Below are 16,732 nucleotides of genomic sequence, written 5' to 3' on the forward strand. Positions count from 1 at the left end.
GAACAGCCGCTTCGGCCTCTCCTCGTTCGCCCACGACATGGGGCTCTGACCGGCCCCACGTCGTCGCCAGGCAAGACCGCCGCGGTCACCGCGCCGCGGCGGTGTGGTCGTCGCGGCGCGCCGCGCTGGTCACGGCTCCAGGCTTTGCAAGGCCTTTCGCGCCGCCCGCTGCCCCGAGGCCGCCGCGGTGGCCAGCGAGGGATCGCCGAGGTAGTCGCCGGCGAACCAGATCGGGCCGACCGGAGCACGCAGGGTTTTCTGCGACGCATCGCGCTTGCCCGGTCCCCAGTAGGAGACCACCCGAGGCTGCCGCTTGACCACGACGCGGTCGATCTCGCCGTCGAGTTCCGGGAACATCCCGATCAGGTCGCGGAGGAACGCGCCCTCGATCTCTTCGTCGGAGAGCCGGCACAGCGCGTCGGCGGAGGAACCGCCGGACAGCAAAACCAGCGCGCCGCCCGGTTTGCGAGGGCCTTCGGCACGCTGCGGCGCAGCATGGTTGAACACCATCTGGAAAGACAGCTCCGGCGTCGAGACGCCGTAGTAGTCGTCCCACCGCTGCGTGCCCTGCTCCTTGGTGAAGACGCCGGCGAGGATGTACCGGCCGTACTCGATGTCGGACAACGCCGAGCGCTGGGCGTCCGGCAGGTCGGGCATGATCGCGAGGGCGCGGTCGGCAGGGGTCGCGACGATGGCACGCTTCGCCGTCAGCCGCACCGGACCGTGCTCGTCGGCGTACTCGACGGTCACGCTGCGATCGGTCCAGGTGAGCCGCCGCACCTCGGCGCCCAGCCGCAGCCGGTCGCCGAGATCTTCCGCGAGCGCATCGGTGAAAGCCTGGTTCCCACCGACGGGCAGCGCGAAGTTCGGTACCTTCGCGGCCTTCTCCAATGCGGTTCCGATGGAAACGGCGAGCTGTGTCGCCGCGGTTTCCTCCGGATCGCAGCCAATCCACTGGCCGGACCAGGCGGTGAAGAGCGCGGTCATCTCACGTGACCGGACGCCCGCCATCAGGGCCTCCGCCCCGGACCGGGATTCGAGGCGGGCCCGCATCGCGCGTGCGGCCTTGGCGTTCTTCCCGAAGAGCCGGGCGTACGCGTACTTGGTCCGCAAGCCGACCCGCGCCAGCTCCACCTTGGCGGCGAGCGACATGCGAGAACGCAGCAGGAGCAGCGACGGGCTGTCGGTGGTCACCATCCGGCCCTTGAGGTACAGCGCCGCCTTCCGGCCGGCGAGCGAGCCCCGCTCGATCCGGTAGCGGTCCATCACCTCGAACAGCGGCCCGCCGCCTTCGGTGAACTGGGTGCCGAGGTTGAGCCAGTAGTCCCCGTGCCGGACGGATTCGACGCGGCCACCGGGCCTCGCCGCGGCTTCGAGCACCACGACGTCGGCCGATTCCGCCAGCGTCGATCCGGCGACCAGTCCGGCGGCGCCGGCACCGATGACGACGACTTCACACTGCTGCTCGCGCACGCTCTCGTCACTCCGCACCGGGCGATCGTGCTGGCAGCGCCCTTGGCGAAGACTCCGACGCGGAGACAGTGCGCCCGGCTGGGGGATGACACCCGTTCCGGTCCGGCTCTCCCCCAGCCGGGTGCCGCTTGGGCCTCGGCCTGTCCTCGCGCGCGAACTGAGCGGTTTGCTGCGTTGTGGGCCATCGCGCCGCGCACCGCCGATCGATACCGCTGGGAAGGACTCCACCGTGGGTGAAGCCACCGTTTTCGCCGTGCTGAAGGAGCAGGCCGAACAGACGCCGGATGCTCCCGTCCTGCTGATCGACGGCGAGGAGTGCTCGCGAGCGGAGCTGTTCGAGTCCGTCAAGGCGATCGCCGCCGGGCTGCGGGCGCTCGGCCTCGACCGCGGCGACCGCGGCCTGATCGTTTCGGACAACCGGCTCGAGACCGTGGTCGCCTGGCTGGGGGTCGACTGCGCCCGGATGATCGACGTCCCGATCAACCCGGAGGCCCGCGGCGCGTTCCTGGAGTACCTCGTCCGGGACTGCGGCCCGCGGGTGATGATCGGGCTCCCGGCGTACCTGCGCGCGGTCGCCGAAGTCGTTCCCGAGCCTCCCGAGTTCGCCGTACTGATCGACCCGGACGACGGCGAGCTCCCGTTCGGGCCGAGCACCCGGCACCTGACCTTCGGTGAGCTGAGGAAGCTGGGGCGCGACCGGGCCGTCGAGCCGCCGCTCGAAAGCGACGTCGCGACGATGATCTACACGTCCGGCACGACCGGGCCGTCCAAAGGAGTGCTGCTTCCGCACGCCTACCAGATCACCTGGGCCCGCCGGGGCGCGGCGGGCCTCGGCATGCGGGCGGGACAGACGGCCTACACGCCCGAGCCGTTGTTCCACTCCGACGCCCGGTCGTACGTCCTCGCGGCCCTGCTCACCGGCGGGCGGCTGGCGCTCGGCAAGCGATTCAGCGTGAGCCGGTTCTGGGACGAGGTGCGCGCCGCCGACGCGTCGTACTTCGCCTACCTCGGCACCATGCTCTCGATGCTGAACTCCGCGGAACCCAGCGCCGCCGACCGCGACCATCCGGCCGTCATCGGGACCGGCGGCGGCGCCCCGGCAGCGCTGCAGAGCGATTTCGAGGAACGGTTCGGCGTCCGGCTGATCGAGATGTACGGCATGACCGAGGCGCTGTGCATCACCCAGAACACGCCGGAGCACAGCCGGGTCGGCTCGGTGGGCCTGCCGACCCCCGAGCTGGAGGTGCGGCTGGTCGACGACCAGGACCGGCCCGTGCCGGCCGGCGAGATCGGCGAGCTGATCCTGCGGCCCCGCGAACCGCACACCGTCATGGCCGGCTACTGGAACAAGCCGGAAGCGACCGTCAGTGCCTGGCGGAACCTGTGGTTCCACACCGGCGACCGGATGCGCGCGGACGAGGACGGCTTCCTCTACTACATCGGACGACTGAAGGACTCGATCCGCCGCCGCGGCGAAAACGTGTCGGCGTGGGAAGTCGAGTGCGCGGCCAACAAGCACGAGGACGTGCGCGAAGCAGCCGCCATCGGCGTGCCCTCGGAACTCGGCGAGGAGGATCTCGCGCTCCTGGTCGTCGCACAGGACGCGGGCGTCGTCGATCCGGCGGCGCTGCGCGACTTCCTCGCCGCCGACCTTCCCAAGCACGCCGTCCCCCGTTTCATCGAGGTGGTCGAAGAACTGCCGAAGACGCCGACCCAGCGCGTCAACAAGGACGAGGTGCGCGCACGCGGCATCACCGAAGCGGCGTGGGACGGCGAAAAAGTCTGAAGCGCCGGGGCGCCCTCCCCCAACTGGGCCGATCGCGCTCTCGCCGCCGGTTCGACCGGTTTCCGCCACCTACGTTCTCCTGCACCAAAACGGTTAGCTACGTCACTGGAGGAGGAACGATGAGCACGATCGACGACCCCGGCTTCACGGTCGCGGACATGGAGCTGTGGGCCGCGGGCCCGCCGCACGAGGTTTTCGCCGAGCTGCGCGGCAAGTGCCCGGTGCACCATTCGGCGGGCATCGCCGCGATGCCCGAGGCGCCCGGCTTCTGGTCGATCACCAAGGCCGAAGACATCGCGCGCGTCAGCCGCGACTGGAAGACGTTCTCCTCCCACCGGGCGGGGGCGGTCGACCTGACCTGGGAGGGCATGCCCGAGGACCTCAAAGAACTGTCCAAAATGGACATGATCAACCTCGACCCGCCGCGGCACGACCGGCTCAAGCAGCTTTTCCTCGCGGGCTTCACCCAGGAGCGCATCGCGGCCGAGGAGGACCGGGTCGTCGAGGCGGTCAAGAACGTGCTCGATCGGCTCGACGGCAGGGAAACCTGCGACCTGGTCAACGACGTGTCGAAGCCGATCGTCGCCCGCGTCATCCACGGGTTCATGGGCATCCCCGAGGAGGACGACGCCCGCTGGATCCACAACATCAGCCGCTACATCGCCCTCGACGACCCGCATTTCAACCCCGGCGGGCTCGAGGAGTGGCTCACCGTCTTCATCCCCGACCTGATCGAGCAGTGCGTGGTGCTGGTCGAAGACCGCAAGGCCAACCCGGGCGACGACCTCATCAGCATTTTGGTCGGCGCCGAGGTCGAGGGCGACAAGCTTTCCGACGACGAGATCGTCGCGGGCATGCTGCTGCTCTTCGCCGCGGGCAACGACAGCACGATGGCGACGTACACGAGCGCGATGATCGCGCTGATGCGGAACCCCGAGGAGCGCCAGAAGGTCCTCGACGACATGTCGCTGGTGCCCAGTGTCGTCGAAGAAGCGCTGCGGATGTTCCCAGCGTTCTCGATGATGCGCCGCACGGCGACGAAGGACGTCGAGATCGGGGATGCGCAGATCAAGGAAGGCGACTCGGTCGTCCTGTGGTATCCCTCGGCGAACCGCGACGAGGACCGCTACGAGGATCCCGACCGCTTCGACGTCACTCGCAACCCGGAGCACCAGGCGTTCGGGGCGGGCGGCCGGCATTTCTGTCTCGGCAACGCGCTGGCCCGGCTCGAACTGCGGCTGATGGTCGCCGAGACGCTCAAGCGCTACCCGCGGATGGAGATCGCGGGCGACGCGCCGTTCACCGCGTCGTTCTTCGCCAACCAGCGCCAGTCGCTCCCCGTCCGCCTTGGTCCCCGCACGGCCTGACCCGTCCCGCCAAACCGAAAGAATGCGGAGAATCCATGACCGACACCACCTCAGCGACGAAGACCTACGACGTGGCCGTGCTCGGCTGCGGGCTGCTGGGATCCGCCCTCGCCCGCAACTTCGCCGCCAAGGGTCACCGGACCGCCGCGTGGAACCGCACTCAGGCCAAGGCCGAGGCGCTCGCGGGTGGCGGGGTGAGCGCATTGTCCGACGTCGACGAGGCCGTACGTTCGTCGAAGCTCGTCGTGGCCGTCACCTCGACCTATGCGACCACGCGCGAGGCTCTCGCGGCTGTTGCCGACTGGACCGGCACCACTCTGGTCAACGTCGGCACCGGCACGCCAGCCGAAGCCGAAGAGCTGAAAGCCTGGGCCGAGGCGCGCGGCGTCCACTACCTCGACGGCGCGGTGCTCTGCTACCCGCAGCAGGTCGGCACCAAGGAGGGCATGGTCCTCTACTCCGGCTCGGCCGAGGCGTGGGCGGAGCACGAGCAAACCCTGATGGCACCAGGGCCGTACTCCATGTTCGTCTCCGACAACGTGAAGGCGGCGAGCGTTCTCGACACCGCGATCATCGGCGGGTTCTATTCCGCCGCACTGAGCGCGTACGTCGAGGCCTCCACCTACGCGCTCGACCAAGGCGTCGACCCGGAGACCCTGAACGCGATCAGCGAGCTGGCGTTTCACGCCCTGGCCGCTACTGGCAAGGAGGGCGTGGGGGCCATCGCGAGCGACCAGCACGAGACCGAGACCGCCACGCTCGGCGTCTACGCCGAAGGGTGCCGCGCCACGCTTGGCGCGATGCAGTCGGCCGGTCACCAGGCTCGGCTGCTCGCCGCGGCCGTGGAAAACCTCAACGAGGCCGAAAAAGCCGGCCTGGGAAGTCTCGGATTCTTCGCCTCGACGAAGGTCGCCCGCACCAACGCCTGACCCGAGCCGCGGACCTGCCCAACCGGGCGGGTCCGCTGGCGAACCGTCGAACTCGTCGTCCGCCTGCTCGGCCTGACCGCTCCCCCACCCGGGCACTCCCTCGACGGCGAGACCGGAGACCTGGCCAGGCCGACCTTAGGTTCGCGCTCGTTCCCCTCACCTGCGACCGAGTCAATCCGAGGAAACCCGATGAAGACAACTGCCGCGGTGCTGACCGAGGTCGGCAAGCCATTCGAGATCGTCGAACTCGACCTGGACGGCCCGAAGGAGGGCGAGGTTCTCGTCCGCTATGTCGCCGCGGGCCTCTGCCACTCCGACCTGCACCTGCTCAAGGGCGATTTCCCGTCCCGGCTCCCGATCGTCGGCGGCCACGAGGGGGCCGGCGTCGTCGAGGAGGTCGGCGCGGGCGTCACCAAGGTCAAGCCCGGCGACCACGTGCTGGCGAGCTTCATCCCGAGCTGCGGCGAGTGCCGATGCTGCCGGAGCGGCAGGCAGAACCTGTGCGATCTCGGCGAGAACCTGCTCGACGGGCAGCTCCCGGACGGCACCTTCCGGTTCAAGATGAACGGCGAGGACGCGGGCGGCATGTGCTCGGTCGGCAGCTTCTCGCGGTACGGCACGCTGTCGCAGCACTCCGTCATCAAGATCGACGGCTCCCTCCCGCTCGACCGCGCAGTGCTTACCTCTTGCGGCGTCCCGACCGGCTGGGGCACCGCGGTCAACGTGGCCGGCGTACGCGCGGGTGACACGACGGTGATCTACGGCGCGGGCGGCGTCGGCATGAACGCGGTGCAGGGCGCGGCCGTGGCCGGGGCCAAGTACGTCGTCGTTGTCGATCCGGTCGAGTTCAAGCGCGACACCGCGCTCAAGCTGGGAGCGACCCACGCGTTCGCCGACGCGGATCAGGCGTTGGAGGCGGTGTGGGAGATGACCCACGGCCAGGGCGCCGAGTCGGCCATGGTGATCGTCGGCGACGTGAGCCCGGAGGTCGTCACGGCGGCCTTCACCGTCGTCGGCAAGGCCGGCACCATCGCGATCACGGCCATGGGCCCGTGGGACGACCTGAACATCCAGCTCCCCGCCGCACAGCTGGCGATGTTCCAGAAGACGGTCAAGGGCTGCATCTTCGGTCAGTTCAACCCGCAAAGCGACGTCCCACGGCTGCTCGGCCTCTACGAGACGGGCAAGCTCAAGCTGGACGAGCTGGTGACTCGCGAGTACCGGCTCGACGAGGTCAACCAGGGTTACGACGACCTCCTCGCCGGCGAGCTGATCCGCGGTGTGGTGACCTTCTAGCCGGGGCGGCGGCGAAACGGTATGCCGGACAAAGGAAACTCCGCCCAGCGGCGGACTCCCCCAGCTGGGCACACTGCCTCCCTCGTGACCGTTCGCCGATCCGCTTCGCGGCCAGGATGCGGGCATGACTTCGACAGTTTCTGAGCGTGGACCGAAGCGCGTGCTGGTGACCGGCGGTGCCGGCGAAATGGGGGCGTACGCGTGCGGTGTGCTCGCCGACGCCGCCGAGATCGCCGGCCTGGTCGTCGCCGACCGAGACGAAGAGAAGGCGGCCAGGCTCGCCGCCAAGCTCGGGCCGAAGGCGACGGCGCTCGCGCTCGACATCTCGGACTCCACGGCGCTGGCGAAGGCGCTGGCCGACGTCGACCTCGTGCTCAACTGCGCGGGCCCGTTCTACCGGTTCGGCCGCGAGGTGCTCAGCGGCGCCATCGCCGCGGGCACCGACTACCTCGACATCTGCGACGACTGGGAACCCACCCTGGAGATGCTCGAGCTGGACGACGCCGCCCGCGCGGCCGGCGTCACGGCCGTCATCGGCATGGGCGCCAGCCCCGGCACGAGCAATCTGCTCGCAGTGCTGGCGATGGCCGAGTGCGACACCGTCGACCGGGTCTACACGTCGTGGCGCGCCTCCGCGGCGCACTTCCCCCGGCCCACCGCCGGGCAGGAGTTTCCCGAGGCGACCGCCGCCATCGAGCACTGGGTGCACAACTGCACCGAGCCGATCAAGATCTGGCGCGACGGCAGCCTCGTGGACGCGCACGCACTCGAAGAGCTGACGCTGGCGTATCCCGGCTGGGGCGAGGCCCCGGTCTGGGTGTGCGGCCACCCCGAACCGCTGACCCTGCCGAGGGTCCGGCCCGAGGTGCGGGAGTCCCTCAACGTGATGAGCGCGCGCCGGGGCCTCATGGACGGGATCACCCGCATCGCCGAGCGCGTCCGCGCCGGGGAGCTGAACGTCCGGCAGGCCTCCGACGAGCTGCTTCGGCAGCCGAACCTCAGCGGCAAGGCCGCCGGGCCGTCGCCGAGCCTGCCCAGCAACATCTTCGCCGTCGCGGAGGGCGCCAAGGACGGTTCCCGGATCCGCGTCGGCGCGCAGGCGCTGGTGCAGCCGGAGGGAAACATGGGCGAGATGACCGGCATCCCGCTGGCCGTGGCCGCTCTCATGTCCGCTCGCGGCCAGGTCGGCAAACCGGGCGTGCACGGTCCGGAGGGCGCGATCGACCCGAAGGTCTTCTTCACCGATCTCGCGCGGTTCGCGCCCGAGCCTCCCGCGCCCGGCGTCGAGGTGTACGAGGTCGTCACCGAAATTCTCGACAGCTGACCAATCGCGCGGAGGCGAGCGAATCGAGTGACCACAATGGACAACGCGGGCGGATCGTCCGTCACTTATCTCTCGGGCACCGGGTGGGTCGACCGGCCGACGACGCTCGAACCGGCCCTGTCCGGTGAGGTGACCTGCGACGTCGCTGTGCTCGGCGGCGGGCTCGGCGGGATGGCGGCCGCGCTCCGGCTCGCCGAACACGGCCGGGACGTCGTGCTCGTCGAGGCCGACCTCTGCGGCTGGGGAGCCAGCGCACGCAACGCCGGGTACATCACGCCGACGCTGGGCAGCGACCCCCGGATCCTGAAGACCTTCTACGGCGACCGCGTTCGCGGGTTGTACCGGTTCGCCACCAACGCGGTGAGTTTCACCGAGGAACTCATCGACGGCCATGCCATCGAGTGCGGCTACCGCCCGACCGGTAACGTCGCGGCCTTCCGCCGCATGACGGCGCGTGCCAAGCCGGGCCGCCGGTCGGTCGTGGGCGACGCCGAGCGGCTGGGCATCCCCCCGGCGTTCCCGGGCGGTATGCACATCAAAGTCGGCGGCACCGTCAACCCGGGACAGCTCGCCCTCGGCGTCCGCGAGACCGTTCGTGCCTCGAACGTCCGCGTGTTCGAGCGGAGTCCGGTCACCGGTGTCGTCGACGCGGGCGACGGCGTCCGGATCGACCTTCCGGGCGGGAGAATCCGCGCCAGCCAGGCGATCCTCACCACCAACGCATTCGCCAACGAGCTGCCGATCGCGCCGCGCAACCTCAGCACGCCGGTGTGGGTGACGGCCGTCGAGACCGGGCCGGTCACCTCCGGGCAGCTGGACGAGGCAGGGTGGACGAGTCGCGTCCCCATCACGACGAACCACTTCGTGATGCAGAGCTTCCGGCTCACGAACCGCGGCACCATCGTTTTCACCACCCGCAGCCTGCAGACGGCCCGTCGGCCGCGCGCCGACCGGATGCCCGACCAGGCGGTAGTCGACGACCTGATGCGCGGCTTCCGGGAGCGTTTCCCCACTTTGGCCGACATCCCCCCGGCGCGCGCCTGGGGCGGCTGGATCGGGCTCACGCCCTCCAACATGGCGGTCGCAGGACAGGCGAGCCCCCGCGTCCACTACTCGCTGGCCTGCAACGGGCACGGGCTCCCGCAGGCGCCGTACCTCGGCACCCTGCTCGCCGACCGGCTCTGCGACAAGGGCATGCACGACGATCTGGCCGCCGTCTGGCGCAAGTCACGTCGGTTCGCTCCCGGTGTCGTGAACCCGGTGACGCTGCGCCTGGGATGGCTCGCGGACCGCACCCTCGATCGAGCCGACCAGTTTCTGAACCGCAACCAGATCCGAAGGAGTATCCGTGTCTGACCGGAACCCGCCGCTTGGCACCGTGGTCATCGTCGGCGGAGCAGGCGCGATGGGCCGCTGGGCCGTGCGCGGCATCGCCAAGCTCGGCTCGGCCCGCAAACTGCTGATCGCCGACATCGACGTGGCGCGCGCCCAGCAGGTGGCCGACGAGGTCGGCGGGCCATGCGCCCCGGTGCACCTGGACGCCACCGACCCGGCTGCACTGCGGCAGACGTTCGCGGACTGCGATGTCGTCCTCAACACCATGGGCCCGTTCTCGAAGTTCGCGAGGCCGATCGTCGAGGCCGCCGTCGAATGCGGCTGCGATTACCTGGACATCGACGACGACTGGGAATCCACCGTCGAGGCGTTCGAGTTCGATGCCAAGGCGCGCGAGAAGGGCCTGCGCGTCGTGAAGGGCATCGGCGGCAGCCCCGGCATCTCCAACCTCGCCGCGGCGTCGGCCGCTCGCCGGCTCGACAAGGTCACCGAGATCTTCACCGGCTGGTCGATGCGGGGCGCCGTGCTGGAGGACGAGCCCGCGTACCCGCCGGCAGGAGGCGCCGGCGCGGCCGTCGAGCACTGGCTGATCCAGATCAGCGGCTCGATCCGCGCCTACCGCGACGGCGCGGAGAAGGACATCGAGCCCCTCGCTCCCGTCGAGCTGCTGTACCCGGGCAAGGGGCGGGTACAGGCTTACACAGTCGGGCACCCGGAGGCGATCACGCTGCCTCGCTACTTCCCGACGGTCGTCAACTCGACCAACCTCACGTCCGGTCCGGTCTGGGTCTTCGACCACGCCCGCGCCGTCGCGGCGGACTACGACGCGGGCCGCGTGACCCTCTCCGAGGGCGCCAGCCGGCTCGAGCACATGCCCGGCCCGCCCGAAGGCGTGCCGCGGACCCGCGACCCGCTCCACCAGGTGTGGGCCATGGTCCGGGGCGAACGCGACGGCGAACCGCTCGCGGTCTCGGTCGAGCCTGCCTCGATGCCGCCGGGCAAGATGGGCGGCGGCACCGGCGCGGCGCTGGCCGTCGGACTCGAACTGCTCCGCGAGGGCCGCATCACCGAGCCCGGCGTGCACGCGCCGGAGGGTGTCATCGAGCCCCAGGACTTCTTCTCGGTGTTCCTGGAGTTCGTCGAGCCTGCCGTGGAGTCGGTCGAGGATCTGCTGATCATCCACGAAGGCCCGGTCTCCTGATCCCGGGCTTCGGCCTGGCGGCGAGCTGAACGGCTTCGTGCCCGTGGGCGAAGTCGTTCGACCGGCCCGGACCGCTCACGTCCGGGCCGGTTACTGGGCCGTATAGCCGCCGTCGACGGAATGGCAGCTGCCGGTGATGAACGACGCCGCGTCGGAGGCCAGGAACGCCACCAGATGCGCGACTTCCTCGGGCGTGCCCAGCCGGCCAAGCGGATGTCGGCCGGCAAGAAACCGCTCGGTCTCGTCGTCCATGCCCGCGAGCAGCGGCGTGGCGATGAATCCCGGCCCGACCGCGTTGACGCGAATCCCCTTGACCGCGTATTCGAGCGCGGCGCTCTTCGTCAGCCCGACGACGCCGTGTTTCGCGGCCACGTACGGACCCGTTTCGGGGAAGCCGACCGATCCCAGCACCGAAGCCAGATTGACGATCGAGCCGCCGCCGCGCATCGCCGGGATTTGCGCCCGCATTCCGTAATAGACGCCGTCGAGGTCGATCCGGGTCACCCGCTGCCATTCGCCGACGGGCAGCTCGGCCAGCGGCGCATCCATCCCGACGACGCCGGCGTTGTTGACCGCGATCCGCAACGACCCGAGCTCGCTCGCCACCCGGACCGCGTCCTCGTGCGACACCGGGTCGGCGACGTCGCCGACGAACATCCGAGCCGTGCCCCCGGCTTCGGCGATCTCGGCGGTCACCGCGGCCGCGGCCGTTTCCGACAAGTCGTGCACGAGCACCGCGGCGCCGTTCGCGGCCAGCAGCCTGGCGACCGCGGCGCCGATTCCCGAGCCGGCACCGGTAACGAGAGCAGCGCGGTCTGACACGTCATAAGTGGCCATGGTTCGAGGACTCCCTGCGTGCGATGCGGGCCGGACGATGGCGAACCCTAACCGGGCCAGCCGCCTGCGAGCCCCGGCGAAATCCGGCACACCCCCGGCTGGCGGAGGAATAGCCTTCGCCCCGGGCACGAGCCGAGGGCCGCGTTAGGTTCGACGCACCCCAACGAAAGGCGGCAGACGTGGACACGATGCGCGCAGTGCGGCTGAACGCGTGGAAGTCGGATCCGGTGCGCACCGAGATCCCGATTCCCGAACCCGGTCCCGGTCAGGTGCTGATCCAGGTCGGCGGCGCGGGCGCCTGTCACTCCGACCTCCACCTGATGCGCGAATTCGGCACCGGTTCCGAAGCCTGGGAACCGCCGTTCACGCTCGGCCACGAGAACGCGGGCTGGGTGCACACGCTCGGTGACGGGGTCCGCGGCTGGGAACCCGGGCAGCCGGTCGCGGTGGTCGGTGCGTGGGGCTGTGGCCGCTGTGCCCGCTGCCGCGCCGGAGTGGACATCTACTGCGAGGACCCCGCAGCGGCACCGGTCCCCGGCGGAGGCGGCGGACTCGGCCTCGACGGCGGGATGGCGGACTACCTGCTCGTCCCCGCCGAACGCTTCCTCGTCCCGCTCCCCGACGGGCTCGACCCGGTCCACGCGGCGCCGATCACCGACGCGGCATTGACCCCGTACCACGCGATCCGGCGTTCACTGCCCAAACTCACGCCCGACGCCATCGCACTGGTGATCGGTGCCGGCGGTCTCGGGCACCTCGGCGTGCAACTGCTCAAGACGCTCACCGGCGCCCGCGTGGTCGTCGTCGAGCCGCGGGAATCGGCGGGCAGGCTGGCCGCCCGAAGCGGTGCGGACCTCGTCCTGGCACCTGGCAGCGACACCGTCGCCCTCATCCGGGACTTCACCTCGGGCCGCGGCGTCGACCTCGCCCTCGACTTCGTCGGTTCCGACGAAACCATCGCCACCGCCGCGAAATCCGCCCGTCCGCTCGGCGACGTGACCATAGTCGGCATCGCCGGGGGCTCGTTCCCGGTGTCCTTCACCTCGCTGCCGCCCGAGGTCAGCGTCCAGACGACCTACTGGGGCACCCGCGCCGAACTCGTCGAACTGTTCGACCTCGCGGCGCGCGGCCTGCTCACCCCGGAAATCGAAGTGTTCGACCTCGACGACGCGCTGACCGCCTACCGGCGGCTGGAAGCGGGTGACGTCCGAGGCCGCGCCGTGATCGCCCCGTCCGCGACGTACTCCGGCTGAACCACGCTCGGGATCTCAGTCCATTGTAGACATACGGTCCGTGATCCCCCGGGTGGGTGTGGAACACGCGCGCCCGCCGACGCGGCCCGCTGCCCGGCCGACGATGAGACGCATGACGAACTCCTCCACAGGCCGCCGCGGGCGCAGGCGGATCCTCGTGACCGGCGGCGCCGGCGAGATGGGCGCCTACGCATGCCGTGCCCTCGCGAACGCCGACGACGTGGAACTGCTGCTCGTCGCCGACCGCGACCAGCAACGCGCCACCCAGCTCGCCGCCGAACTCGGGCCGAAAGCCCAGCCCCTGGACCTCGACATCGCCGACGCCGGCGCCCTCCACGACGCGCTGACCCGCGTCGACATCGTCCTCAACACCGCAGGCCCGTTCTACCGCTTCGGCCGCGAAGTCCTCACCGCCGCCATCGCGACCCGGACGAACTACCTCGACATCTGCGACGACTGGGAACCCACCCTCGACATGCTCGGCCTCGACGACGCCGCCCGCGCCGCCGACGTCACCGCGGTGATCGGGATGGGCGCCAGCCCCGGCACGAGCAACCTGCTCGCACTGCTGGCGATGAACCAGTGCGACACGGTCGACCGGGTCTACACCGCCTGGCGCGCCGGGGCCCTGCCCTACCCCACCGCCGAGGACCCCGACCCGAAACCGAACGCCGCACTGGAACACTGGGTCCACAACTGCACCGAGCCGATCAAGACCTGGCGCGACGGCGGACTCGTCGACGCCTACGCGCTCGAAGAACTCACGCTCGCCTACCCCGGCCGCGGCGCGGACGCCGTCTGGGTCTGCGGGCACCCCGAGCCGCTCACCCTCCCGCGCGTCCGGCCCGAGGTGCGCGACTCGCTCAACCTGATGGTGGCCCGTCGAGGCTTGATGGAAGGCATGCTCCGCGTCGCCGCACGCGTGCGCAACGGCGAACTGGACGTCACCGGTGCCGCCAAACAGATCCTGCGCGAGCCCGCCACCGGAGGCAAGGCCGCCGGACCGGCGCCGACGCTGCCGAACCTCTTCGCCGTGGCCGAAGGAACCAAGGACGGCAAGGGAATCCGGGTCGGCGCGCAGCCGATCGTGCTGCCCAACGCGAACATGGGCGAGATGACCGGTTACCCCCTCGCCGTCGCGACGCTGATGATGGCCCGCGGTCTGGTCGACAAGCCCGGCGTGCACGGGCCGGAGGGCGCGGTGGATCCGGACACCTACTTCACCGAGCTGTCCCAGCTCGTCGAGAACCGGCCCGCCGGTCCCGTCGTCGAGGTCGTTTCCGAAGAAATCTGACGTCGGCGGTGAGCCCGGCCCAGCTCCCCCGGCCGGGCAAGGGTTTCCCGTCCGCCGCCCCGTCTCTCCCGGCAGAAAGAAGGTGTCATGCCACTGGAACCGGCTTCCGAGGCGTTCCTGGCGGAACTCGCCACGGCCGGAATGCCCCCAATCGAAGACTGGACGCCCTCGATCGTCCGGCTGGGCGACCCGGTGCTGGCCGGGCTCACCGGCCCCGGCCCGGAAGTCGGCGCCGTCCGCGACTTCCGGCTCACCGCCGCGGACGGGGACTTCCGGGTCCGGATCCTCCGCCCGGCGGCCCCTGCCCGGGCCACGATCGTCTACTTCCACGGCGGTGGCTGGGTCGGCGGCGACATCGACCTCCAGTACGACCACGTCGGCCGCGACCTGACGAACGCGACCCGGAGCACCGTCGTGCTCGTGAACTACCGCAAAGCACCCGAACATCCTTTTCCCACGGCAATCGAGGACAGCTGGCTCGCGCTGCGCTGGGCGGCGGACCACGCCACCGAACTCGCCCCGTCCGGCGCGCCGCTGCTTGTCGCGGGCGACAGCGCGGGCGGCAACATCGCCGCGGTGCTGACGCAGCGTGCGCGAGACGCGGCGGGTCCGCGGATCGACCGCCAGGTGCTGGTCTACCCGGTGACGGACTGCGATCTCACTCGTCCGTCCTATGTGGATCCCGAGAACCAGCGCTTCCTCGACCGGGACACCATGGCCTGGTACTGGCACCACTACCTTCCCGACGAGACGGCACGCCGGCAGCCCGCCGCGTCGCCACTACGCGCGGAGAGCCTGGCCGGGTTGCCGCCCGCGCTGATCTACGTGGCCGAATACGACCCGCTGCGCGACGAAGGCGTCGCGTATGCCGACGCGCTGCGGGCCGCGGGCGTGCCCGTGGTGCTGGCGGAAGCCAAGGGGCAGATGCACGGGTTCTTCCAGATGGCGAACATCCTTCCCGGCTACGACGAGGGCCTGCGCCTGGTCGCCGGATACGTGAACGACTTCCTTTCCGCCGACGACAAGGACCTCGCCCGTGCCTGACCACGACGCACTGATCATCGGAGCCGGATTCGCCGGCCTGTACCAGCTGCACCTCCTGCGCGGGCGCGGATTCGACGCGCACGTCGTCGAGGCGGGCGCCGACGTCGGCGGCACCTGGTACTGGAACCGCTACCCCGGCGCGCGCTGCGACATCGAATCCGTCGAGTACTCCTACTCCTTCGACCCGGACCTCGAACAGGAATGGGAGTGGAGCGAGCGTTATGCCGCGCAACCGGAACTGCACGCCTACGCACGGCACGTGGCCGACCGGTTCGACCTGCGGAAGGACATCACGTTCGGCGTCCGGATCACCGCGCTGGACTGGTCGGAGGACCGTCGCGAGTGGACAGTGACCGGGGACGACGGCTCCGTGCGGACCGCCCGGCACGTGATCGCCGCGACCGGCTGCCTGTCGATGCCGTCGCGTCCGGATTTCCCCGGGCTCGCCGAGTTCGCCGGGGAACTGCACCGGACGTCGAATTGGCCGTCCGAAGACGTCGACCTGACAGGCAAACGGGTCGCGGTCATCGGCACCGGGTCGTCGGGGCTGCAGACGATCACCGCGATCGCCCCCGTCGTCGGGGAACTCACCGTTTTCCAGCGGACGCCCTGCTTCGCCGTTCCGGCGCACAACGGCCCGGCGCAGCCGCGCCTGGCCGAAGCTCGCGGCCGCTACCGGGAAATCCGGAAGGCCAACCGCCTCTCCCCCGACGGATTCCAGTGCCACAACGGGCAGATCCCGCTGCTGGACACCGATCCTGCCGCGGTGCACGCGGAATTCGACCGTCGCTGGGAAACCGGCGGCCTGTGCTTCGACCGCTCATTCCCGGACATCCTGACCGACCTCACGGCGAACGAAACCGCCGCCGAATACGTCCGAAGCCGAATCCGCGCGAAGGTGCGGGATCCGGAGCTGGCGGAGAAGCTGTCACCGCGCACGTACCCGATCGCCAGCAAGCGGATGTGCGTGGACACCGGCTACTACGAGGTCTTCAACCGGCCGAACGTGTCGCTGGTCGACCTCACCGAGCAACCGATCCGGTGGTTCACCCGGCGCGGCATCGTCGCCGGCGACACCGAGCACGACCTCGACGTGGTCATCCTGGCGACGGGCTTCGACGCGATGACCGGCGCCCTCGACGCGATCGACATCCGCAGTGGCGGACGCACCCTGCGGGAGAAATGGGCCCGCGGGCCGCGTACGTACCTCGGCCTGATGTCGGCCGGTTTCCCGAATCTGTTCCTGGTGTGCGGTCCGCAAAGCCCGTCCGTGCTGTCGAACATGCTGACCTCGATCGAACAGCACGTCGAGTGGATCGGAACCGCGCTGGCCTACCTGAAGGACCACGACCGGACCCGGATGGAAGCGCTGCCCGAGAACGAGGACAACTGGGTCACGACCACGAACGATCTGGCGAACCTGACCCTGATGCCGCGAGCCGCGTCCTGGTACCTGGGCGCCAATATCCCGGGGAAGGAACGAGTCTTCATGCCCTTCGTGGGCGGAGTGGGCCTGTACAAGCAGGTCTCCGAAGGTGTCGCGGCCGCCCGGTACCACGGTTTCGACCTCAGCTGACCGCACCGCCCGGGCTG

General features: G+C 70.2%; 13 protein-coding genes. 11 read left to right on the forward strand and 2 right to left on the reverse strand.

Annotated elements, in window-relative coordinates:
- Window positions 1-129 precede the first annotated feature (129 nt).
- A complete protein-coding gene (locus FXO23_RS36275; protein WP_246258235.1) occupies window positions 130-1,491 on the reverse strand; it encodes a flavin monoamine oxidase family protein in 1,362 nt (453 codons plus the stop codon).
- Between the two features lie 211 nt (window positions 1,492-1,702).
- Between FXO23_RS36275 and FXO23_RS36280 the strand changes: the two genes are divergently transcribed.
- From FXO23_RS36280 to FXO23_RS36310, 7 genes are all read left to right on the forward strand, one after another.
- On the forward strand, window positions 1,703-3,259 hold the full coding sequence (locus FXO23_RS36280; protein WP_158890782.1) for an AMP-binding protein: 1,557 nt from the start codon (window positions 1,703-1,705) through the stop codon (window positions 3,257-3,259).
- A gap of 119 nt (window positions 3,260-3,378) precedes the next feature.
- A complete protein-coding gene (locus FXO23_RS36285) occupies window positions 3,379-4,626 on the forward strand; it encodes a cytochrome P450 (RefSeq protein WP_158890784.1) in 1,248 nt (415 codons plus the stop codon).
- A 35-nt stretch (window positions 4,627-4,661) separates the two neighbouring features.
- Window positions 4,662-5,555, forward strand: coding sequence for an NAD(P)-dependent oxidoreductase (locus FXO23_RS36290; RefSeq protein ID WP_158890786.1), 894 nt, complete (start codon window positions 4,662-4,664; stop codon window positions 5,553-5,555).
- A 189-nt stretch (window positions 5,556-5,744) separates the two neighbouring features.
- Entirely contained in the window at window positions 5,745-6,851 is a 1,107-nt protein-coding gene (locus FXO23_RS36295; RefSeq protein WP_158890788.1) for an NDMA-dependent alcohol dehydrogenase, read from the forward strand.
- Window positions 6,852-6,975: 124 nt separating this feature from the next.
- Complete coding sequence (locus tag FXO23_RS36300) at window positions 6,976-8,175, forward strand: saccharopine dehydrogenase family protein (protein ID WP_158890790.1); 1,200 nt, start codon at window positions 6,976-6,978, stop codon at window positions 8,173-8,175.
- A 36-nt stretch (window positions 8,176-8,211) separates the two neighbouring features.
- Window positions 8,212-9,531, forward strand: a complete 1,320-nt coding sequence (locus tag FXO23_RS36305) for an NAD(P)/FAD-dependent oxidoreductase (protein ID WP_158890894.1) — start codon at window positions 8,212-8,214, stop codon at window positions 9,529-9,531.
- On the forward strand, window positions 9,524-10,711 hold the full coding sequence (locus tag FXO23_RS36310; protein ID WP_158890792.1) for a saccharopine dehydrogenase family protein: 1,188 nt from the start codon (window positions 9,524-9,526) through the stop codon (window positions 10,709-10,711). Before FXO23_RS36305 ends, FXO23_RS36310 begins: the two co-directional genes overlap by 8 nt.
- A gap of 90 nt (window positions 10,712-10,801) precedes the next feature.
- On the opposite strand, the gene FXO23_RS36315 is transcribed toward FXO23_RS36310, so the two are convergent.
- Entirely contained in the window at window positions 10,802-11,548 is a 747-nt protein-coding gene (locus tag FXO23_RS36315; protein ID WP_158890794.1) for an SDR family NAD(P)-dependent oxidoreductase, read from the reverse strand.
- 188 nt (window positions 11,549-11,736) lie between these two features.
- Here FXO23_RS36315 and FXO23_RS36320 point away from each other — a divergent pair, with 188 nt between their 5' ends.
- The 4 genes from FXO23_RS36320 (at window position 11,737) to FXO23_RS36335 (ending at window position 16,715) form a co-directional block, all read left to right on the forward strand.
- Window positions 11,737-12,801, forward strand: a complete 1,065-nt coding sequence (locus FXO23_RS36320; RefSeq protein ID WP_158890796.1) for an NAD(P)-dependent alcohol dehydrogenase — start codon at window positions 11,737-11,739, stop codon at window positions 12,799-12,801.
- Window positions 12,802-12,913: 112 nt separating this feature from the next.
- Window positions 12,914-14,095, forward strand: coding sequence for a saccharopine dehydrogenase family protein (locus FXO23_RS36325; protein ID WP_158890798.1), 1,182 nt, complete (start codon window positions 12,914-12,916; stop codon window positions 14,093-14,095).
- Between the two features lie 87 nt (window positions 14,096-14,182).
- Window positions 14,183-15,139: an alpha/beta hydrolase gene (locus FXO23_RS36330; protein WP_158890800.1), complete on the forward strand. Its 957-nt coding sequence runs from the start codon at window positions 14,183-14,185 to the stop codon at window positions 15,137-15,139.
- The gene (locus FXO23_RS36335; RefSeq protein WP_158890802.1) at window positions 15,132-16,715 is read left to right on the forward strand and encodes a flavin-containing monooxygenase; all 1,584 of its coding nucleotides are present in this window, start codon (window positions 15,132-15,134) and stop codon (window positions 16,713-16,715) included. The genes FXO23_RS36330 and FXO23_RS36335 overlap by 8 nt, the downstream gene beginning before the upstream one ends.
- Window positions 16,716-16,732 lie beyond the last annotated feature (17 nt).

Origin of the sequence: Amycolatopsis anabasis (genome assembly GCF_009765355.1) — a bacterium.
In the GTDB taxonomy this organism is placed as follows: Bacteria; Actinomycetota; Actinomycetes; order Mycobacteriales; family Pseudonocardiaceae; genus Amycolatopsis; species Amycolatopsis anabasis.